At 69.1% G+C, this 20,293-nt stretch carries 20 protein-coding genes and 3 tRNA genes; 17 read left to right on the forward strand and 6 right to left on the reverse strand.

The features are described from left to right. Positions 1-85: 85 nt before the first annotated feature. The 3 genes from ACIQM3_RS02080 to ACIQM3_RS02090 all read right to left on the reverse strand — a co-directional run bounded on the left by ACIQM3_RS02080 (position 86) and on the right by ACIQM3_RS02090 (position 2,850). Positions 86-748, reverse strand: coding sequence for a DedA family protein (locus ACIQM3_RS02080; RefSeq protein ID WP_401617584.1), 663 nt, complete (start codon positions 746-748; stop codon positions 86-88). A gap of 187 nt (positions 749-935) precedes the next feature. Next, positions 936-1,592: an SDR family oxidoreductase gene (locus tag ACIQM3_RS02085; RefSeq protein WP_401617586.1), complete on the reverse strand. Its 657-nt coding sequence runs from the start codon at positions 1,590-1,592 to the stop codon at positions 936-938. Between the two features lie 34 nt (positions 1,593-1,626). Next, on the reverse strand, positions 1,627-2,850 hold the full coding sequence (locus ACIQM3_RS02090; RefSeq protein ID WP_401617589.1) for an amidohydrolase family protein: 1,224 nt from the start codon (positions 2,848-2,850) through the stop codon (positions 1,627-1,629). Between the two features lie 306 nt (positions 2,851-3,156). On the opposite strand from ACIQM3_RS02090, the gene ACIQM3_RS02095 reads away from it, so the two are divergent. From ACIQM3_RS02095 to ACIQM3_RS02130, 8 genes are all read left to right on the forward strand, one after another. Continuing rightward, positions 3,157-3,229: transfer RNA gene (locus tag ACIQM3_RS02095), tRNA-Thr, on the forward strand. Between the two features lie 45 nt (positions 3,230-3,274). Then, a tRNA-Met gene (locus ACIQM3_RS02100) sits at positions 3,275-3,347 on the forward strand. An 89-nt stretch (positions 3,348-3,436) separates the two neighbouring features. Beyond that, a complete protein-coding gene (rpmG, locus tag ACIQM3_RS02105) occupies positions 3,437-3,601 on the forward strand; it encodes a 50S ribosomal protein L33 (RefSeq protein ID WP_003956487.1) in 165 nt (54 codons plus the stop codon). Positions 3,602-3,711: 110 nt separating this feature from the next. Next, positions 3,712-4,164 carry a MaoC family dehydratase N-terminal domain-containing protein gene (locus ACIQM3_RS02110; RefSeq protein WP_401617592.1) on the forward strand — a complete coding sequence of 151 codons (453 nt, stop codon included), beginning with the start codon at positions 3,712-3,714 and terminating at the stop codon, positions 4,162-4,164. Next, positions 4,164-4,592: a MaoC family dehydratase gene (locus tag ACIQM3_RS02115; protein ID WP_401512987.1), complete on the forward strand. Its 429-nt coding sequence runs from the start codon at positions 4,164-4,166 to the stop codon at positions 4,590-4,592. The genes ACIQM3_RS02110 and ACIQM3_RS02115 overlap by 1 nt, the downstream gene beginning before the upstream one ends. 108 nt (positions 4,593-4,700) lie before the next feature. Beyond that, positions 4,701-5,255, forward strand: coding sequence for a TetR/AcrR family transcriptional regulator (locus ACIQM3_RS02120; RefSeq protein WP_401617594.1), 555 nt, complete (start codon positions 4,701-4,703; stop codon positions 5,253-5,255). A 121-nt stretch (positions 5,256-5,376) separates the two neighbouring features. Then, on the forward strand, positions 5,377-6,807 hold the full coding sequence (locus ACIQM3_RS02125; RefSeq protein WP_401617597.1) for a DHA2 family efflux MFS transporter permease subunit: 1,431 nt from the start codon (positions 5,377-5,379) through the stop codon (positions 6,805-6,807). Positions 6,808-6,871: 64 nt separating this feature from the next. After that, positions 6,872-7,927: a UDP-N-acetylmuramate dehydrogenase gene (locus tag ACIQM3_RS02130; protein ID WP_401617600.1), complete on the forward strand. Its 1,056-nt coding sequence runs from the start codon at positions 6,872-6,874 to the stop codon at positions 7,925-7,927. Positions 7,928-7,955: 28 nt separating this feature from the next. On the opposite strand, the gene ACIQM3_RS02135 is transcribed toward ACIQM3_RS02130, so the two are convergent. Beyond that, positions 7,956-8,591: an NAD(P)-dependent oxidoreductase gene (locus tag ACIQM3_RS02135; protein ID WP_401617603.1), complete on the reverse strand. Its 636-nt coding sequence runs from the start codon at positions 8,589-8,591 to the stop codon at positions 7,956-7,958. Between the two features lie 89 nt (positions 8,592-8,680). On the opposite strand from ACIQM3_RS02135, the gene ACIQM3_RS02140 reads away from it, so the two are divergent. Next, positions 8,681-9,262, forward strand: coding sequence for a TetR/AcrR family transcriptional regulator (locus tag ACIQM3_RS02140; RefSeq protein ID WP_401617606.1), 582 nt, complete (start codon positions 8,681-8,683; stop codon positions 9,260-9,262). On the opposite strand, the gene ACIQM3_RS02145 is transcribed toward ACIQM3_RS02140, so the two are convergent. Further along, a complete protein-coding gene (locus ACIQM3_RS02145) occupies positions 9,255-10,268 on the reverse strand; it encodes an adenosine deaminase (protein WP_401617608.1) in 1,014 nt (337 codons plus the stop codon). The genes ACIQM3_RS02140 and ACIQM3_RS02145 overlap by 8 nt on opposite strands. Positions 10,269-10,392: 124 nt before the next feature. Continuing rightward, the gene (locus ACIQM3_RS02150; RefSeq protein ID WP_401617611.1) at positions 10,393-11,619 is read right to left on the reverse strand and encodes a pyridoxal phosphate-dependent aminotransferase; all 1,227 of its coding nucleotides are present in this window, start codon (positions 11,617-11,619) and stop codon (positions 10,393-10,395) included. A 214-nt stretch (positions 11,620-11,833) separates the two neighbouring features. Here ACIQM3_RS02150 and ACIQM3_RS02155 point away from each other — a divergent pair. The 8 genes from ACIQM3_RS02155 to rpoB all read left to right on the forward strand — a co-directional run bounded on the left by ACIQM3_RS02155 (position 11,834) and on the right by rpoB (position 20,241). After that, positions 11,834-11,906 (forward strand) — tRNA-Trp (locus tag ACIQM3_RS02155). 106 nt (positions 11,907-12,012) lie between these two features. Beyond that, positions 12,013-12,300: a preprotein translocase subunit SecE gene (gene secE, locus ACIQM3_RS02160; RefSeq protein WP_031096325.1), complete on the forward strand. Its 288-nt coding sequence runs from the start codon at positions 12,013-12,015 to the stop codon at positions 12,298-12,300. 74 nt (positions 12,301-12,374) lie between these two features. After that, entirely contained in the window at positions 12,375-13,298 is a 924-nt protein-coding gene (gene nusG, locus ACIQM3_RS02165) for a transcription termination/antitermination protein NusG (protein ID WP_401617614.1), read from the forward strand. A 178-nt stretch (positions 13,299-13,476) separates the two neighbouring features. After that, positions 13,477-13,911, forward strand: a complete 435-nt coding sequence (gene rplK / locus ACIQM3_RS02170) for a 50S ribosomal protein L11 (RefSeq protein WP_018550660.1) — start codon at positions 13,477-13,479, stop codon at positions 13,909-13,911. Between the two features lie 82 nt (positions 13,912-13,993). Continuing rightward, the gene (gene rplA / locus ACIQM3_RS02175) at positions 13,994-14,716 is read left to right on the forward strand and encodes a 50S ribosomal protein L1 (protein WP_401617617.1); all 723 of its coding nucleotides are present in this window, start codon (positions 13,994-13,996) and stop codon (positions 14,714-14,716) included. 395 nt (positions 14,717-15,111) lie between these two features. Next, the gene (gene rplJ, locus ACIQM3_RS02180) at positions 15,112-15,675 is read left to right on the forward strand and encodes a 50S ribosomal protein L10 (protein WP_103517761.1); all 564 of its coding nucleotides are present in this window, start codon (positions 15,112-15,114) and stop codon (positions 15,673-15,675) included. Between the two features lie 85 nt (positions 15,676-15,760). Continuing rightward, on the forward strand, positions 15,761-16,144 hold the full coding sequence (gene rplL / locus ACIQM3_RS02185) for a 50S ribosomal protein L7/L12 (protein WP_329231823.1): 384 nt from the start codon (positions 15,761-15,763) through the stop codon (positions 16,142-16,144). 611 nt (positions 16,145-16,755) lie between these two features. Next, positions 16,756-20,241, forward strand: a complete 3,486-nt coding sequence (gene rpoB / locus ACIQM3_RS02190) for a DNA-directed RNA polymerase subunit beta (protein ID WP_401617620.1) — start codon at positions 16,756-16,758, stop codon at positions 20,239-20,241. Positions 20,242-20,293 lie beyond the last annotated feature (52 nt).

Genomic DNA, 20,293 nt, shown 5'->3' on the forward strand with positions numbered 1-20,293 from the left:
GAGCCTAGTGCGGTCGCGGGGACGCAGCAAGATCGACCGGGCTGATGCGGAGGCGGGACCGCCGCCCCCGGATGCCCGGGATGGGTCATGAACTGCGGCGGTGCTGGGCCCGGTCGGTGGAGCGCAGCCTCCGGACGACGTACGTCACGACGGCCACGACCACCAGGACCAGTACGGCCTTGGAGGCCAACCCGACGTAGGTCTCCACCGTCTCCCAACGGTCGCCCAGCCAGTAACCGGCCATCACCAGGACCGAGTTCCAGATCAGGCTGCCGAGTGCGGTCAGCGCGACGAAGACGTGGAGCGGCATGCGCTCCACACCGGCGGGGACGGAGATGAGGCTGCGGAAGATCGGCACCATACGGCCGAAGAAGACCGCCTTGGTGCCGTGCTTCGCGAACCACTTCTCCGTGCGTTCCAGATCGGAGGCCTTCACCAGCGGCAGCTTCCCCCAGATGGTGTGCATGCGGTCACGGCCGAAGGCCGCGCCGATCCAGTAGAGGACCACGGCCCCCACGACCGAGCCGAGCGTGGTCCAGAACAGTGCGGAAGGCAGGCTGAGGACACCCTGGCCGGCGGCGAAGCCGGTCAGCGGCAGGATCACTTCGCTCGGCAGCGGCGGGAACAGGTTCTCCAGCGCGATGGCCAGACCGGCTCCGGGACCGCCCATGGTGTCGACGAGCTCGGTGGCCCAGCCCGCGATACCGCCCGAGGGCTCCTGCGATGAAGCCGAGTACATGAGATGCATATGAGTCTCCAAGGCGGCGGGTCGTTACCCCGGGGCGTGTACCCCCGATCACCCTCCACGTTAGAAACCGCAGCTCATCGGCCGGTATGCGGATGGCCGCCCGGTCCGCTGCGGTTCTCCGCAGGAAGCGGACCTGCGGAGAACCGCACCCCCTGCGCCCGCGCGGGGGTGCGGGACGGCCCCGCACTCAGTTCCCGGCGACGTCCTTCACCGCGACCGCCACGGGCTTGCTCCCGCTGATCAGCTCCAGCGTCAGTCCCGCCGTCGCGGAGGTGTCCAGCAGCTCCGTCAGCACCGCCGCCACGTCGTCGCGGGGGATCGGGCCGCGGCCCGTCGAGGCGGCGAGCAGGACCTGGCCTGTCCCGGCGTCGTTCGTGAGCATTCCGGGGCGCAGGATCGTCCAGTCCAGGCCGCTCCTGGAACGTACGTACGCGTCCGCCTCGCCCTTGGCCCGCTGGTAGATGTCGAAGACCTCGTCGCCGGTGTGATCCGGGTCGGCGCCCATGGAGGACACCACGACGTAGCGCCGCACCCCCGCCTGTTCCGCCGCGTCCGCGAAGAGCACGGCCGCTCCGCGGTCCACCGTGTCCTTGCGTGCCGAACCGCTGTTCGGGCCGGCGCCGGCCGCGAAGACCGCGGCGTCCGCGCCCCGCAGGACCTCCGCCGCCTCCTCGACGGACGCCGATTCGAGGTCGAGGACGACGGGTTCGGCGCCTGCCGCCCTCAGGTCGTCACTCTGCTCCGGATTCCGGATGACGCCCACCGCTTCGTCACCGCGCGCGGCGAGCAGTCGCTCGAGCCGCAGCGCGATCTGACCATGTCCACCTGCAATGACAATGCGCATGCTTCCGACCGTACGCCGCGGGGAGCGCTCGTGCTCAAGGCCCGCCGCCGGGGCCGGAATCGGTCCGGCCCTGGCGGGGGAGGTCGAGGGCCGAGGCGGCGGCCCCGGAGTCGCGGTACTCACGCACGGCACTGGTCCGTGCCACCACGCGCCCCCGGTGCACGACGATCCTGCTGTAGGCGAGGGAGAGCACTCCGGCCAGTCCGTCCCCGCGTACGGCGAGCAGCTCGGCGGGGAAGCCGGCCTCGACGCGCACCCCGGGCAGGCCCAGGGCCGCTCTGGCGGCGCCGGAGACGGCGTCGTAGGCGTGTTCGGGCCGGAGCCCCTCCTGCGAGGCCAGCAGGTACGCCGCCTCCAGGGGGTCGCCCCGGCCGACCGGGTTGGAGGCGTCCCGCAGGGCTCCGCTGCCCGCCGCCACCCGCACCCCGGCGTCCCGCAGCAGCCGTACGGGCGGGGTGCCGCGGAGCCGGGCCTCGGAGCAGCCGCCCTGCGGGAGGCAGACCACGGACACGGCCGCGGCGGCGAGCCGGTCGGCGGCGCGGGCCGCCTCGTCGCCGGGAAGCCGCGAGAGGCCCGCGCAGGGTCCGATACAGACGCCCGGGCGGAGCCCGCCGGCCATGGCGGTCAGCCGGGCGAGCCGGGCCGGGTCGTCACCGTCCGTGTGCAGATCGACGGGGAGCCCGTGGGCGGCGGCCAGATCAAGGACGGCTTCGGCGTGACCGGCCGGGTCGGGATCGAGGTCGGGGCAGCCGCCGATCACGCCCGCCCCCATGTCCACGGCGTCACGGAGCACGGCGAGGCCGTCGGCGCCGGCCACCCCGGTGAGGAGCCGGGGCACGGCGACGGCGGTCAGGTCGGTGAGGCCCCGCAGGGAGCGGCGGGCCGCCAGCACACCCTCCAGCAGACCGAGCTCCTGTACGCCGCCCACGCGCACATGGGCGCGCAACGCGGTGGCCCCGTGGCTGAGCTGGAGCAGCGCGGCCTCGGTCGCACGGCGCCGGACGTCCTCGGGGCGGTGGGACGGCGAGCCCCCGGTGATGGCGGTGAGCGCTGTGCCGGGGTGGGCGTGGGGCTCCGCGGGGGCGGGCAGCAGGAGGTATCCGCGCAGGTCCAGGCGGGTCCCCGGAGCGGTGAGGCTGCCCGCCGTCCCGACGGCCTCGATGCGCTGCCCGTCGATCCGCACGTCGACGGAGCGACCGTCCGTGAGCCGTGCCCCGCTCAGGAGGAGCGCGGGCGCCTCGCCGCGACTTTCGGGCATTGCACCGCTCCTGGAGGTCCTGGACGAAATACAAGATCACGCAGAGTGCGCCGAGCCTAGGCCGGTGCCCGGTGCACTCCGAGGAGGAGCGAATTAGTCGTACGAATGTGGCCTCGCGGGGCGGGCGGTGGAAGCGGCGCCACCGGGGCCCGTGAGCCGGTCCGCGAAGGTGGCGTACAGGCTGATCAAGGGCCTGATCAGGGGGTCGGCCGCCGGGGTCGTCCGGGGGGCGGGAGGGGGGCCGCTGCGGGCCGCGGAAACGGATTTGGGCGATCGGCGACAGAGCGTGTAATGTCTTCCTCGCTCGCCCCAATAGCTCAGTCGGTAGAGCGTCTCCATGGTAAGGAGAAGGTCTGCGGTTCGATTCCGCATTGGGGCTCTGGTGATCGGGTGACCCCGCTTCGGCGGGGAAGCTCGTCATCAAAGCGGTGTAGCTCAGTCGGTAGAGCAAGCGGCTCATAATCGCTGTGTCACCGGTTCAAGTCCGGTCACCGCTACTAACGGTAGCCGATTGTGGGGTCGGTCCTTCGATCGGCTACTCTTTTTTGCGTTCATCCGTCCATCCGTCCGTCCAAGGAGCACTCACGTGGCTGCCACCGACGTCCGCCCGAAGATCACGCTGGCCTGCGTGGAGTGCAAGGAGCGGAACTACATCACCAAGAAGAACCGGCGTAACAACCCGGACCGTCTTGAGATGAAGAAGCACTGCCCGCGCTGCAACTCGCACACCGCGCACCGCGAAACGCGCTGAAACAGGCTCGTACACGAGGCCGTCCCCACTGGGGGCGGCCTCGTGTCGTTTATCTTGATGACTCGGGTGGTCAACGCCCCATTCGACTTTCACCAGGAGGTACCGGGCTCATGGCGCTCGACCAGTCCTTCGTGGGGCGGACCTATCCGCCCACCCCGGCGTACGAGGTCGGCCGGGAGAAGATCCGGGAGTTCGCGGAGGCGGTGGGTGACACCGATCCCGCGTACGTGGATCCGGAGGCCGCCAAGGCTCTGGGGCACCCGGATGTGATCGCCCCGCCCACGTTCGTGTTCTCCATCACCTTCAAGGCCGCGGGCCAGGTGGTGCAGGACCCGCAGCTGGGCCTGGACTACAGCCGCGTGGTGCACGGTGACCAGAAGTTCGCCTATGTGCGTCCCGTGCGGGCGGGGGACCGGCTGACGGTCACCTCGACGATCGAGGCCATCAAGACGATGGCGGGCAACGACATCGTGGACATCCGCGGTGAGGTGCACGACGAGTCCGGTGAGCACGTGGTGACCGCGTGGACCAAGCTGGTGGCGCGCGCCGCCGAGGAGGCGTGATGACGGCGAGCATCGCCTACGAGGCGGTCGAGGTCGGTACGGAGCTGCCGGCGCAGTCGTTCCCGGTGACCCGGGCCACGCTGGTGCAGTACGCGGGCGCCTCCGGCGACTTCAACCCGATCCACTGGAACGAGAAGTTCGCGCGCGAGGTCGGTCTGCCCGACGTGATCGCGCACGGCATGTTCACCATGGCCGAAGCGATCCGGGTCGTCACGGACTGGGCCGGTGACCCGGGCGCGGTCGTCGAGTACGGCGTGCGGTTCACCAAGCCGGTCGTCGTGCCGAACGACGACACCGGGGCGCTGATCGAGGTCAGCGGCAAGGTCGCCGCGAAGCTGGACGACAACACCGTCCGGGTCGACCTGATCGCCATGAGCGACGGCAAGAAGGTGCTGGGCATGTCCCGCGCCGTCGTCCGCCTCGCCTGAGCGGCACAGCCACCTGGCGCAGGGACGCCCACGCGGCGCCCCTGCGCTGTCGGCTTCCGCGCGGACGCCGCCCTTGACAAGTTAGTGAGTGGCCAATAACTTGCAGGCATGGCAAGGATGAGCGCAGAGGACAGGCGGGAAAGTGTCGTGCGGGCGGCGGTCGCCGAGTTCGCCCGCAGTGGGTACAACGGCACCTCGACGGAGGCGATCGCCAAGCGTGTCGGCGTCTCGCAGCCGTATCTGTTCCGGCTCTTCCCCGGCAAGCAGGCCATCTTCCTCGCCGCGGCCGAGCGGTGTCTCGCGGACACCCGGGCGGTGTTCATGAAGGCGGCCGAGGGGCTGGAGGGTGAGGAGCTGTCACAGGCCCTGGCCCAGGCGTATCAGCGGCTGATCGTGGACGACCCCGACAAGCTGCAGATGCAGATGCAGATGTACGCGGCTGTCGCGGCGGCCGAAGCCGCGGGTGACCACGAGTTCGGTGAGCGCCTGCGGCTCAACTGGGTGGCGATGTGGGACGAGATCCACCTCCTGCTGGGGGCGGACCAGGGCGAGACCACGTCGTTCCTCGCCTACGGCATGCTCATCAACACACTGGCCTCGATGGGCTTTCCGGCCGGCCATCGGGTGTGGTCCGGCTTCCATCTCGCGACCAGGCCCAGCTGACCGGACGGCGCCATCGGCCCGGGGGCCCGGCGGGGCGGGGTGACCCGGGCCCGCCGGGCGGGCCGCCCGTTCTTCTGTCCGCTTAAGTTAGTCATTGATAACTAACCCTTGGGGGGTAGCAGTGAAGCAGCAAGCATCCAGCCGCGGGGGAGCCGTCTGGGCCCTCGTCATCACGAGCATCGCCGGATTCATGGCGGCGCTCGACAACCTCGTCGTCACCACCGCACTGCCGTCCATCCGCGAGAGCCTCGGGGGCCGGCTGGAGGAGCTCGAGTGGACGGTGAACGCCTACACGCTCACCTTCGCGGTGCTGCTGATGACGGGCGCCGCCCTCGGTGACCGCTTCGGCAGGCGCCGGCTCTTCCTGGCCGGCCTCACGGTCTTCACCGCGGCCTCGGCGGCCGCCGCCCTCTCGCCGGGGATCAACGAACTCATCGCCTTCCGGGCCGTCCAGGGCGTCGGGGCCGCGATCATGATGCCGCTCACCCTCACCCTGCTCACCGCGGCGGTCCCGCCCGCCAGGCGCGGGATGGCGCTCGGATTCTTCGGCGCGGTCACCGGACTCGCGGTCGCCAGCGGCCCGCTGATCGGCGGGAGCCTCACCGAACACATCTCCTGGCAGTGGATCTTCTGGCTCAACGTCCCCGTCGGCCTGATCCTGCTGCCCCTGGCGCGACTGCGGCTGGCCGAGTCCTACGCCCCTGAGGCGCGGCTCGACGTACCCGGCACCGTCCTGGTCAGCGGAGGGCTCTTCGGCATCGTCTACGCGCTCGTCAGCAGCACGAGCGACGGCTGGACCGACCCGCTCGTGCTGACCGGGCTGATCGCGGGGACGCTCCTCCTGGGTGTCTTCGTCCGCCACGGGTTCCGCGCGAAGAACCCCGTCCTGCCCATGCGGCTCTTCCGCGACCGGGCCTTCCTCGGGATCAACATGGCGAGCCTGCTGATGTTCCTGGGCATGTTCGGCTCGATCTTCCTGCTCAGTCAGTTCCTCCAGAACGTGCTGGGCTACTCGCCGACCGAGGCGGGCCTGCGGATGCTGCCGTGGACCGGAATGCCGATGCTCGTGGCGCCCGTCGCCGGATATCTGGCCGACCGGTTCGGCGGCCGCCCCGTGGTGGTGACCGGCCTCGCCCTCCAGGCACTGGGTCTCGGCCTCTTCGCGGCGGTCCTGGAACCGGACGTCGCCTACGCGGCCCAGCTGCCCGGCCTGATCGTCGGCGGCATCGGCATGGCGCTGTACTTCGCGCCCGCCGCCAGCCTCGTGATGTCCAGCGTCAGGCCGGGGGAGCAGGGCATCGCCTCCGGGGCCAACAACGCCCTGCGTGAGGTCGGCGGGGCCCTCGGGGTCGCCGTACTCGCCGCGGTCTTCTCCGCCCAGGGCGGATACGGCTCCCCGCAGGCCTTCACCGACGGGACCGTGCCGGCCGTATGGATCGGTGCCGGTGTGGTGGCCGCCGCCGCGCTCATGGCCCTGCTCATCCCGCGCCGCGGGCGGGTGACCGGCCCGGCGCCCGAATCCTCCGAGGAACGTGTGTCCGTCGCCGCCTGACACCCCGTCCCCGTCCGTACGGTCCATGGCCCGCTCCCGGGACGTGGACCGTACTCTTGTCCCCGTGCAGGAACTCCACGACGCCCCCCTCGCCCCCCTGACCACCTTCCGGCTCGGCGGTCCGGCCAACCGTCTCCTGACGGCCACCACCGACGCGGAGGTGATCGCCGCCGTACGCGAGGCCGACGACAGCGGCACCCCGCTCCTGGTCGTCGGCGGCGGTTCCAACCTGGTCATCGGCGACAAGGGCTTCGACGGAACGGCCCTGCGCATCGCGACCAAGGGCTTCGAGCTCTCCGGTACGGCGCTCGAACTGGCCGCCGGCGAGGTCTGGACCGACGCCGTGGCCCGTACGGTCGAGGCGGGGCTGGCCGGGATCGAATGCCTCGCCGGGATCCCCGGGTCCGCCGGGGCGACACCGATCCAGAACGTCGGCGCCTACGGGCAGGAGGTGTCCTCGGTCGTCACCGAGGTCGTCGCCTACGACCGGCACACCCGGGAGACGGTCACCCTCCCGAACGAGGCGTGCGCGTTCTCGTACCGCCACAGCCGCTTCAAGGCCGAGCCCGACCGTTTCGTCGTGCTGCGAGTGCGGTTCGGCCTCGAGGACGCGGGCGGACAGTCGGCGCCCCTCCTCTACCCCGAGACGGCCAGGGCCATGGGCGTCGAACAGGGTGATCGCGTTCCCGCCGCCTCCGCCAGCGAAACCGTCCTCCGGCTGAGGGCGGGCAAGGGGATGGTGCTCGACCCGGAGGACCACGACACCTGGTCGGCCGGCTCCTTCTTCACCAACCCGATCCTCGACGAGGCGGAGCACGCGCTCTTCCTCGCCCGCGCCGGCGAGCGCCTGGGCGCGGACGTCACGCCCCCCGCCTTCCCCACGGACGACGGACGGGTGAAGACCTCGGCAGCCTGGCTCATCGACAAGGCCGGCTTCACCAAGGGCTACGGCACGGGGCCCGCCCGCATCTCCACCAAGCACACACTCGCCCTCACCAACCGGGGCGGCGCGACCACCGAGGACCTGCTGGCCCTGGCCCGCGAGGTCGTCGCCGGGGTGCACGAGGCCTTCGGGGTCACGCTCGTCAACGAGCCGGTGACGGTGGGCGTCAGCCTGTAGCCGGCTCGGGCCACATGTGGCCCGAGGCTCAGTAGGCGACCCCCACGCCCTGCTTCAGTGCGGCCGGCTCGTCGATCAGTGCCAGCATCGCGTGGGCCACATCGGCCCGCGCGATGGACCGGCCGCTCCGCGGGGTGCCGCCCACGACCGTCCGGTACGCCCCCGTCAGAGGGCCGTTCGTCAGCTTCGGCGGCCGCACCGACGTCCAGTCGGTCGCGCTCGCGGCCAGCGCGGCCTCCATGCGCGTCAGATCCGCGTACACCTCCTTGAGGAGCACGCCGATCACCCTTCGGACCGCCCGGTCCAGCAGCGGATCGTCCGCCGGCTCCGGGCCGACCGGGGCCGCGCTCACGACCAGCAGCCGCCGCACCCCCTCGGCCTCCATCGCCTCCAGCACCTGCCCGGTGAGCCGCTCCGCGACGTCACCGGCCTTCCGGCCCCGGGCCCCGAGCCCGGAGAGCACCGCGTCCCGCCCCGCGACCGCCTCGCGCACCGCCGCCCCGTCGCCCAGCGGCACGACCGCGTGCAGGGCGGAGCCACCGAGACCGTCCGGGAGCCGGGCGGGATCACGGACCACCGCCGTCACCTCGTGCCCCGCCGCCAGCGCCTGCCGCACGACCTCCTGGCCGACGGCCCCCGTCGCCCCGAACACTGTGAGCCTCATCGCGCACGCCCCTCCTGAGTGGGTGAGTATTCACTTACCCATAGAGTGAGTGGACGCTCACCTCTTCGTCAAGCCTTGCTGGAGCATCCATGGAGCAGAAGCCGGCCCGCGTCCGCATCGTCGATGCGGCTCATGAGCTCATGCTCGGCATCGGTCTCGCACGGACGACGACGAAGGAGATCGCCAAGACGGCCGGCTGCTCCGAAGCGGCGCTGTACAAGTACTTCGCGAGCAAGGAAGAGCTCTTCGTGACCGTGCTCGGCGAACGCATGCCGAGGCTCGGCCCGCTATTGGGGGACCTGGAGGCGGGCGAAGGGGATCTGGAACAGAACCTCACCGAGGTCGCCCGCCAGGCCGCGCTCTTCTACGAGCAGACCTTCCCGGTCCTCGCCTCGCTGTACGCCGAGCCCCGGCTCAAGCACCGTCACGAAGCGGCGATGCGCGAGATGGGCACCGGCCCGCACAAGCCGATCCAGGGCCTCGACGCCTATCTCCGCGCCGAACAGCGGGCGGGCCGCGTCGTCCCCGGGGCCGATACCTACGCGGCGGCCTCGCTGCTGCTCGGCGCCTGCGCCCAGCGTGCCTTCGCCTACGAGATGGGCGGGGCCCCGCAGTCGCTGGACGACTTCGCCGCGTCCCTCGCCCGCACCCTGCTGGGCGGCATCAGCTAGCCAGCCACGCGTCGATCCCGTCCAGCAGCTTCTCCCGCACCTCGACGGGCGCCACCGACCCTCGCACGGACTGCCGCGCCAGCTCGGCCAGCTCCTCGTCGGTGAAGGCGTGATGACGGCGTACGAGGTCGTACTGCGCGGCCAGCCGGGAACCGAAGAGCAGCGGGTCGTCCGCGCCGAGCGCCATCGGCACCCCGGCCTCGAACAGAGTGCGCAGGGGTACGTCGGCGGGCTTCTCGTAGACGCCGAGCGCCACATTGGACGCGGGGCAGACCTCGCAGGTCACCCCCCGCTCCGCGAGCTCGCGAAGCAGCCTCGGATCCTCGGCCGCCCGCACGCCGTGCCCGACCCGGGCCGCGTCGAGGTCGTCCAGGCAGTCCCGGACGCTGGACGGGCCCGACAGCTCGCCGCCGTGCGGGGCCGCGATCAGTCCGCCCTCGCGGGCGATGGCGAAGGCGCGGTCGAAGTCCCGGGCCATCCCGCGGCGTTCGTCGTTGGAGAGCCCGAAGCCGATGACGCCCCGGTCCGCGTACCGCACGGCGAGCCGGGCCAGCGTCCGGGCGTCCAGCGGATGCTTCATCCGGTTCGCCGCGATCACCACCCGGATCCCGAGCCCGGTCTCGCGGGCCGCACGGTCGACGGCGTCCAGGATGATCTCGATCGCCGGGATGAGCCCTCCGAGCAGCGGGGCGTACGAGGTCGGGTCGACCTGGATCTCCAGCCACCCGGAGCCGTCCGCGACGTCCTCCATGGCGGTCTCGCGTACGAGCCGCTGGATGTCCTCCGGCGTGCGGAGGCAGGACCGTGCGATGTCGTACAGGCGCTGGAAACGGAACCAGCCGCGCTCGTCGGTGGCCCGCAGCTTGGGCGGCTCCCCGCCGGTCAGGGCATCGGGCAGATGCACGCCGTACTTGTCCGCGAGTTCGAGCAGGGTCGTGGGCCGCATCGACCCGGTGAAGTGCAGGTGCAGGTGGGCCTTGGGCAACAGCCGTACGTCACGCTCCATCGATCGATCTTGCCGCACCCGAGGGGCGCGGCGGTAGCGGGATGCCCATGTGAGTTACCCGTCGAACAAAAAAGTGGCCCCCGGCCGGAGCCGGGGGCCACACCACGCAGGTGAGTTTCCCGCGTCAGTCGCGGGCCTCGCCCAGCAGCTTCTGGAGCCGGGAGATGCCCTCGACGAGGTCGTCGTCGCCCAGCGCGTACGAGAGCCGCAGGTAACCCGGCGTGCCGAATGCCTCGCCCGGCACCACGGCGACCTCGGCCTCGTCCAGGATGAGGGCCGCGAGCTCGACGGAGTCCGCGGGGCGCTTGCCGCGGATCTCCTTGCCCAGCAGGCCCTTCACCGAGGGGTACGCGTAGAACGCGCCCTCGGGCTCGGGGCAGAGCACGCCGTTGATCTCGTTGAGCATGTGCACGATCGTCTTGCGGCGGCGGTCGAAGGCCGTCCGCATCTCGGCGACCGCGTCCAGGCTCCCCGTGAGGGCGGCCAGCGCGGCGGCCTGCGCGACGTTGTTGACGTTGGAGGTGGCGTGCGACTGCAGGTTGGTCGCGGCCTTCACGATGTCCTTCGGGCCGATGATCCAGCCCACCCGCCAGCCGGTCATGGCGTAGGTCTTGGCGACACCGTTGACCACGATGCACTTGTCACGCAGCTCGGGCACGACCGCGGGGAGCGAGGCGGCCGCCGCGCCCCCGTAGACCAGGTGCTCGTAGATCTCGTCCGTCATCACCCAGAGGCCGTGCTCGACGGCCCAGCGGCCGATCGCCTCGGTCTCGGCCTCGCTGTAGACCGCGCCCGTCGGGTTGGACGGGGACACGAACAGGACGACCTTCGTGCGCTCGGTGCGCGCTGCCTCGAGCTGCTCGACCGAGACCCGGTAGCCCGTGGTCTCGTCGGCCACGACGTCGACCGGGACACCGCCGGCGAGACGGATGGACTCGGGGTAGGTCGTCCAGTACGGCGCGGGGACGATGACCTCGTCGCCCGGGTCGAGAACCGCGGCGAAGGCCTCGTAGATGGCCTGCTTGCCGCCGTTGGTCACCAGGACCTGGGAGGCGTCGACCTCGTAGCCGGAGTCGCGCAGCGTCTTCGCCACGATGGCGGCCTTGAGCTCGGGGAGCCCGCCCGCCGGGGTGTAGCGGTGGTACTTCGGGTTTCGGCACGCCTCGATCGCGGCGTCCACGATGTAACCGGGGGTCGGGAAGTCGGGCTCGCCGGCGCCGAAGCCGATCACCGGACGCCCGGCGGCCTTCAGGGCCTTGGCCTTGGCGTCGACGGCGAGGGTGGCGGACTCGGAGATCGCACCGATGCGGGCCGAGACCCGGCGCTCGGACGGAGAAGTTGCAGCGCTCATGCCCCCCATGCTCGCAGACCGGAAAACCCCTCGGCACAGGGGTTTCAGGGACCGGACAGGACTCGGACAGCATCCGGACAGGACCGGTCGGTTGTTGTCTGTTCGACGCGGCGCCCCTGAGCACGTACACTCACCTGTCGTTGGCCTTCATCAGCCACACCGTTTTCCCAACCGGCCCACCGGTGAAGATGCGGTAGGTTGGTGGAAACCACAAAGGGTCGTAGCTCAATTGGTAGAGCACTGGTCTCCAAAACCAGCGGTTGGGGGTTCAAGTCCCTCCGGCCCTGCTACACACTCCTTCGCCAGGATGTGTGCGCATGTACGTACTTCAATGCACCGCCGTGCGGCTCCACCGGGCGCGGCACGGCCACGACCCGGAATCAGGTGAGTAGCGTGACGGACGCCGTGGGCTCCATCGACATGCCTGATGCCGAGGACGAAGCCCCCGAGTCGAAGAAGAAGACCCGGAAGGGCGGCAAGCGCGGCAAGAAGGGCCCTCTGGGCCGTCTCGCGCTGTTCTACCGCCAGATCGTCGCCGAGCTCCGCAAGGTCGTATGGCCCACGCGCAGCCAGCTGTCGACGTACACGGCCGTGGTGATCGTGTTCGTGGTCGTCATGATCGGTCTCGTCACCGTGATTGACTTCGGATTTGCGCGGGTCATCAAGTACGTCTTCGGCTGATCCCCGCGGAGGGCGCCTCATCGGCGCCCCTTTCGCATGTTCCACCCATTTGTATCCAGGAAGAAGCAGCCATCGTGTCTGACCCGAACCTGAACGACGACGCCGAGCCTACGGCGAGCGCCGTCGAGTCCGCCGAGGACGAGCTCGACATCGTCGAGGCGGCGGATGCCGTGGCCCCGGACCAGGTCGACGCTGCTGACGCCGCCGCGGGCGAGCCCGCCGAGCAGGATGCCGTGCGTGTCGAGTCCGACGAGGACGAAGAGGCTGCCGAGTCCGTCGAGGACGAAGAGCCCGCGGACGAGTCCGACGCCGACGAAGAGGCCGCGGAAGAATCCGACGCCGACGAAGAGGCCGACGAGGAAGCCGAGCCGGCCGCCCCCGTCGACGCTGTCGCCGCCCTGCGCGAAGAGCTCCGTGGACTGCCCGGCGAGTGGTACGTCATCCACACGTACGCCGGTTACGAGAAGCGCGTCAAGGCCAACCTGGAGCAGCGCGCCGTCTCGCTCAACGTCGAGGAGTTCATCTACCAGGCCGAGGTGCCCGAGGAAGAGATCGTCCAGATCAAGAACGGTGAGCGGAAGAACGTCCGTCAGAACAAGCTCCCGGGATACGTCCTGGTGCGCATGGACCTGACGAACGAGTCCTGGGGTGTTGTCCGCAACACGCCCGGCGTCACCGGCTTCGTGGGCAACGCCTACGACCCGTACCCGCTGACCCTGGACGAGATCGTCAAGATGCTCGCCCCCGAGGCCGAGGAGAAGGCGGCCCGCGAGGCGGCCGAGGCCGAGGGCAAGCCGGCTCCGGCCCGCAAGGTCGAGGTCCAGGTCCTGGACTTCGAGGTGGGCGACTCGGTCACCGTCACCGACGGCCCGTTCGCGACCCTGCAGGCGACGATCAACGAGATCAACGCCGACTCGAAGAAGGTCAAGGGCCTCGTCGAGATCTTCGGTCGCGAGACCCCGGTCGAGCTCAGCTTCGACCAGATCCAGAAGAACTGACGGCCTTTCGGCCCTTCTCTGGACACATGCCTACCGAGCAGGTCAGACAGGCTTCGCAGCCGGTCTGACCTGCTCGGTTTTTGGTCGCGCAGCTATACCCGTTATCGTTGTGCGGTATGCCTCCATCCGGATGACCGGAATGGCGGCGAAACACTCTCACTAGGACCCGGAGAGAGCAATGCCTCCCAAGAAGAAGAAGGTCACGGGGCTTATCAAGCTCCAGATCAACGCCGGTGCGGCCAACCCGGCGCCGCCGGTCGGTCCCGCACTGGGCCAGCACGGCGTCAACATCATGGAGTTCTGCAAGGCCTACAACGCCGCGACCGAGTCGCAGCGTGGCATGGTCGTGCCGGTGGAGATCACGGTCTACGAGGACCGCTCCTTCACCTTCATCACGAAGACTCCGCCGGCCGCCAAGCTGATCCTCAAGGCCGCGGGTGTGGACAAGGGCTCCGGCGAGCCGCACAAGACCAAGGTCGCCAAGCTCACGGCCGACCAGGTCCGCGAGATCGCCACGACCAAGCTCCCCGACCTGAACGCCAACGACCTCGACGCCGCGTCGAAGATCATCGCTGGCACCGCCCGTTCCATGGGCATCACGGTCGAAGGCTGAGTCAGCCCCGTAGCCCCACAGTGGTAGGACCAAGCGCTGGTCCGCACCACGACTCCACACTCTGAAAACCACAGGAGTAGATGTGAAGCGCAGCAAGAACCTCCGCGCTGCGGACGCGAAGATCGACCGGGAGCGTACGTACGCCCCGCTCGAGGCCGTCCGCATCGCCAAGGACACCGCCGCCACCAAGTTCGACAGCACCGTCGAGGTCGCCTTTGCCCTGGGTGTCGACCCGCGCAAGGCCGACCAGATGGTCCGTGGCACCGTGAACCTCCCGCACGGCACCGGCAAGACCGCCCGGGTCCTGGTCTTCGCGACCGGTGACCGTGCTGCGGCCGCGGAAGCCGCGGGCGCCGACATCGTCGGCGCCGACGAGCTCATCGACGAGGTGGCGAAGGGCCGTCTGGACTTCGACGCCGTCGTCGCCACGCCGGACCTCATGGGCAAGGTCGGCCGCCTGGGCCGCGTGCTCGGTCCGCGTGGTCTGATGCCGAACCCGAAGACCGGCACCGTCACCCCCGATGTCGTCAAGGCTGTCAACGACATCAAGGGCGGAAAGATCGAGTTCCGCGTCGACAAGCACTCGAACCTGCACTTCATCATCGGAAAGACCTCTTTCGATGACACGAAGCTGGTCGAGAACTACGGCGCGGCGCTGGAGGAGATCCTCCGTCTGAAGCCGTCCGCCGCGAAGGGTCGCTTCATCAAGAAGGCGACCATGAGCACGACGATGGGCCCCGGCATCCCGCTGGACGCCAACCGCGTGCGCAACCTCCTCGTCGAGGAGGACCCGGCCGCCGTCTGAGCCCCCGTGCTCACCCGGTAGCCGCGTCACGGCATGGGACGGGCCCCGCAGCCTCCTCGGAGGCTGCGGGGCCCGTCCTCGTACGCGCGAGTGCTCCGCAGGCCGTCCGAGAGGCGCTTAAACCTCCCGCACCGGTCGAACCGGGACGGATTTGCTCCGAACGGCCCCGGTCGCGTACTCTCACCAAGAAGCCAAAGACCGCTGGTCGTCGCCGCGTCCTCGTAAGGGGAAACGGTGACCGAAGGATCCGTCAAGAACGGGCGACCTGCGCAGGTGACTGTGGAAAGCTCCCGGATCCGTCCGGTCGAGCTACGCCCTGGCGCCTGCGCCGGGGCGTTTCGTCTTTCCCGGCCCCTTCTGAGCGGTCCTCATCACCCGGAAGGAGGCCGACGCTCATGGCAAGGCCCGACAAGGCTGCCGCGGTAGCCGAGCTGACGGACCAGTTCCGCAGCTCGAACGCCGCCGTGCTGACCGAGTACCGGGGTCTCACCGTGGCACAGCTCAAGGAGCTGCGCCGTTCGCTCGGTGAGAACGCCCAGTACGCCGTGGTGAAGAACACGCTGACCAAGATTGCGGCCAACGAGGCCGGGATCGACACGCTGGACGACCTGTTCTCGGGTCCGACGGCGGTTGCCTTCGTCACCGGCGACCCGGTGGTGTCGGCGAAGGGTCTTCGTGACTTCGCCAAGGACAACCCCAACCTCATCATCAAGGGCGGTGTCCTTGACGGTAAGGCGCTGTCCGCCGATGAGATCAAGAAGCTCGCGGACCTCGAGTCCCGCGAGGTTCTGCTCGCCAAGCTGGCCGGCGCCATGAAGGGCAAGCAGACTCAGGCTGCGCAGCTCTTCCAGGCTCTGCCGTCGAAGTTCGTCCGCACCGCGGAAGCGCTTCGCGCCAAGAAGGCCGAGCAGGGCGGTGCCGGTACGCCGGCTCCCGCCGATGCCGAGGTGGCGGAGTAACACTCCGCTCCACGGCTCGCAGCGGGCCCGTACGCCCGCCTACATAAACAACCGGCACCTGCCGAATTAGTGGAAGGACGCCATCATGGCGAAGCTCAGCCAGGAAGACCTGCTCGCCCAGTTCGAGGAGCTCACCCTCATCGAGCTCTCCGAGTTCGTCAAGGCCTTCGAGGAGAAGTTCGACGTCACCGCCGCCGCGGCCGTCGCCGTCGCCGGCCCCGCCGGTGCGGGCCCCGCCGCCGAGGCCGAGGCCGAGCAGGACGAGTTCGACGTCATCCTCACGGGTGCCGGCGAGAAGAAGATCCAGGTCATCAAGGTCGTGCGTGAGCTGACCTCGCTGGGTCTCAAGGAGGCCAAGGACCTCGTCGACGGCGCCCCGAAGCCCGTCCTCGAGAAGGTCGCCAAGGAGGCCGCCGAGAAGGCTGCCGAGTCCCTCAAGGGCGCCGGCGCCTCCGTCGAGGTCAAGTGACCCTGCGAGTCATCTGACTCCGTGAGGCAGACCCTGCCGTAAGGCCGGGATGTCACATCGCAAAGGGCGATCACCCATCCGGGTGGTCGCCCTTTGGCGTGCCCCGGGAGGCTGCCTTGATCTTCCGCGCGCTGCGAGTAGGGTGATCTTCGCCGTGCGTTTCTCCAGGGGCGCCGAGAGGCGTCAACCGGCGTCCTCCGGGCGCAGGTGAAGATCGCCGGACGTCCGCTGAGGCCCTCGGGCCCTTGACGAACCGCACGCGGCGCGCAATTCTCAGGACGCGTCGTCATCTCGATCCGCATCCGAGGCATGGATCGAGAGCGAAGAGGGCAGTAAAGAAGAGCGCACACCGCGCGAGGGCTATTCATAGGTGTTGAGAACAGCTGTTGAGAGCAACGTGGGTCTCTGAGAACCCCGACTGGACATCAGTGTGCCGCTTGGCTACACTGACCCTTTGCGCTGCCTGTTAGCTGCCTCCTGCCCGTCACCAGGGGCATGCCCACGCCTAGCACCGATGACCGGACATTCCCTGATCTTGGGATTCCTGTCTCTGTGTGCGGCTTGGGGCCGGTACGCGCGTAGTGAGTCCGAGCCCTCGGAAGGACCCCCTCTTGGCCGCCTCGCGCAACGCCTCGACCTCGAATACGAACAACGGTGCCAGCACCGCCCCGCTGCGCATCTCTTTTGCAAAGATCAAGGAGCCCCTCGAGGTTCCGAACCTCCTCGCGCTGCAGACCGAGAGCTTTGACTGGCTTCTCGGCAATGCCGCCTGGAAGGCTCGCGTCGAGGCTGCTCTGGACAGCGGACAAGACGTCCCCACCAAGTCCGGCCTGGAGGAAATCTTCGAGGAGATCTCCCCGATCGAGGACTTCTCCGGGTCGATGTCGCTCACCTTCCGCGACCACCGCTTCGAGCCCCCGAAGAACTCGATCGACGAGTGCAAGGAGCGCGACTTCACGTTCGCCGCGCCGCTCTTCGTCACGGCCGAGTTCACCAACAACGAGACCGGCGAGATCAAGTCCCAGACGGTCTTCATGGGCGACTTCCCGCTCATGACCAACAAGGGCACCTTCGTCATCAACGGCACCGAGCGTGTCGTCGTGTCGCAGCTCGTGCGCTCGCCGGGTGTCTACTTCGACTCCTCCATCGACAAGACGTCCGACAAGGACATCTTCTCCGCCAAGATCATCCCGTCCCGGGGTGCCTGGCTGGAGATGGAGATCGACAAGCGCGACATGGTCGGTGTCCGCATCGACCGCAAGCGCAAGCAGTCCGTCACCGTGCTTCTGAAGGCTCTCGGCTGGACCACCGAGCAGATCCTCGAGGAGTTCGGCGAGTACGAGTCGATGCGCGCCACCCTGGAGAAGGACCACACCCAGGGCCAGGACGACGCGCTGCTCGACATCTACCGCAAGCTGCGTCCGGGCGAGCCGCCCACGCGCGAGGCCGCTCAGACGCTGCTCGAGAACCTCTACTTCAACCCGAAGCGCTACGACCTCGCGAAGGTCGGCCGCTACAAGGTGAACAAGAAGCTCGGCGCCGACGAGCCGCTCGACGCCGGTGTCCTCACCAGCGACGACATCATCGCCACCATCAAGTACCTGGTGAAGCTGCACGCCGGTGAGGCCGAGACCGTCGGTGAGTCCGGTCGCTCGATCATGGTCGAGACCGACGACATCGACCACTTCGGCAACCGCCGTATCCGTAACGTCGGTGAGCTGATCCAGAACCAGGTCCGTACGGGTCTCGCCCGTATGGAGCGCGTCGTGCGTGAGCGCATGACCACTCAGGACGTCGAGGCGATCACGCCGCAGACCCTGATCAACATCCGGCCGGTCGTCGCCTCCATCAAGGAGTTCTTCGGCACCAGCCAGCTGTCCCAGTTCATGGACCAGAACAACCCGCTGTCGGGCCTGACGCACAAGCGTCGTCTCAACGCCCTCGGCCCGGGTGGTCTCTCCCGTGAGCGGGCCGGCTTCGAGGTCCGTGACGTTCACCCGTCGCACTACGGCCGCATGTGCCCGATCGAGACGCCCGAAGGCCCGAACATCGGTCTGATCGGCTCGCTGGCCTCCTACGGGCGCATCAACCCGTTCGGCTTCATCGAGACGCCGTACCGCAAGGTCGTCGAGGGCGTCGTCACCGACGACGTCGACTACCTGACGGCCGACGAAGAGGACCGCTTCGTGATCGCCCAGGCGAACGCGACGCTCTCCGAGGACATGCGCTTCACCGAGGCCCGTGTCCTGGTCCGCCGTCGTGGCGGCGAGATCGACTACATCCCCGGCGACGACGTCGACTACATGGACGTCTCGCCGCGCCAGATGGTGTCGGTCGCCACCGCGATGATCCCGTTCCTCGAGCACGACGACGCCAACCGTGCCCTCATGGGCGCGAACATGATGCGTCAGGCCGTCCCGCTCATCAAGAGCGAGGCGCCGCTGGTCGGCACCGGCATGGAGTACCGCTGTGCCACCGACGCCGGTGACGTGCTCAAGGCCGAGAAGGCGGGTGTGGTCCAGGAGGTCTCCGCGGACTACATCACCGTGACGAACGACGACGGCACGTACACCACGTACCGCATCTCGAAGTTCTCGCGCTCCAACCAGGGCACCTCGGTCAACCAGAAGGTCGTCGTCTCCGAGGGCGACCGCGTGATCGAGAGCCAGGTCCTCGCCGACGGGCCGGCCACCGAGAACGGTGAGATGGCGCTCGGCAAGAACCTGCTCGTGGCGTTCATGCCGTGGGAGGGTCACAACTACGAGGACGCGATCATCCTGTCGCAGCGCCTCGTGCAGGACGACGTCCTCTCCTCGATCCACATCGAGGAGCACGAGGTCGACGCCCGTGACACCAAGCTCGGCCCGGAGGAGATCACCCGGGACATCCCGAACGTCTCCGAAGAGGTCCTCGCCGACCTCGACGAGCGCGGCATCATCCGTATCGGTGCCGAGGTCGTCGCCGGCGACATCCTCGTCGGCAAGGTCACGCCCAAGGGTGAGACCGAGCTGACGCCGGAGGAGCGTCTGCTCCGCGCGATCTTCGGTGAGAAGGCGCGCGAGGTGCGCGACACCTCGCTGAAGGTGCCGCACGGTGAGATCGGCAAGGTCATCGGCGTCCGCGTCTTCGACCGCGAAGAGGGCGACGAGCTGCCGCCGGGCGTGAACCAGCTGGTCCGCGTCTACGTCGCGCAGAAGCGCAAGATCACCGATGGTGACAAGCTCGCCGGCCGTCACGGCAACAAGGGCGTCATCTCGAAGATCCTCCCGATCGAGGACATGCCGTTCCTGGAGGACGGCACCCCGGTCGACATCATCCTCAACCCGCTGGGTGTCCCGTCCCGAATGAACCCGGGACAGGTCCTGGAGATCCACCTCGGCTGGCTCGCCAGCCGCGGCTGGGACGTCTCCGGCCTCGGTGACGAGTGGGCCCAGCGCCTGCAGGCCATCGGCGCCGACCAGGTCGCCCCCGGCACCAACGTCGCCACGCCCGTCTTCGACGGTGCGCGTGAGGACGAGATCACCGGCCTCTTCCAGGCCACGATCCCGAACCGCGACGGCGACCGGCTGGTCCAGCCCTCGGGCAAGGCCAACCTGTTCGACGGCCGCTCCGGCGAGCCGTTCCCGGACCCGGTCTCGATCGGGTACATGTACATCCTCAAGCTGCACCACCTGGTCGACGACAAGCTCCACGCGCGTTCGACCGGCCCGTACTCCATGATCACGCAGCAGCCGCTGGGTGGTAAGGCGCAGTTCGGTGGGCAGCGATTCGGTGAGATGGAGGTGTGGGCCCTTGAGGCTTACGGCGCCGCATACGCCCTCCAGGAACTCCTGACGATCAAGTCCGACGACGTCACCGGCCGCGTGAAGGTCTACGAGGCGATCGTCAAGGGCGAGAACATCCCCGAGCCGGGCATTCCCGAGTCCTTCAAGGTGCTCATCAAGGAAATGCAGTCGCTCTGCCTCAACGTGGAGGTGCTGTCCTCGGACGGCATGTCCATCGAGATGCGCGACACGGACGAGGACGTCTTCCGCGCGGCGGAGGAGCTCGGTATCGACCTGTCCCGGCGCGAGCCGAGCAGCGTCGAAGAGGTCTGACGGGTTGTCCGGCCGGATCCTCGTGATCCGGCCGGCTCTCCCCGGACCCGTT

Origin of the sequence: Streptomyces sp. NPDC091271 (assembly GCF_044757505.1) — a bacterium.
Lineage (GTDB): Bacteria > Actinomycetota > Actinomycetes > Streptomycetales > Streptomycetaceae > Streptomyces.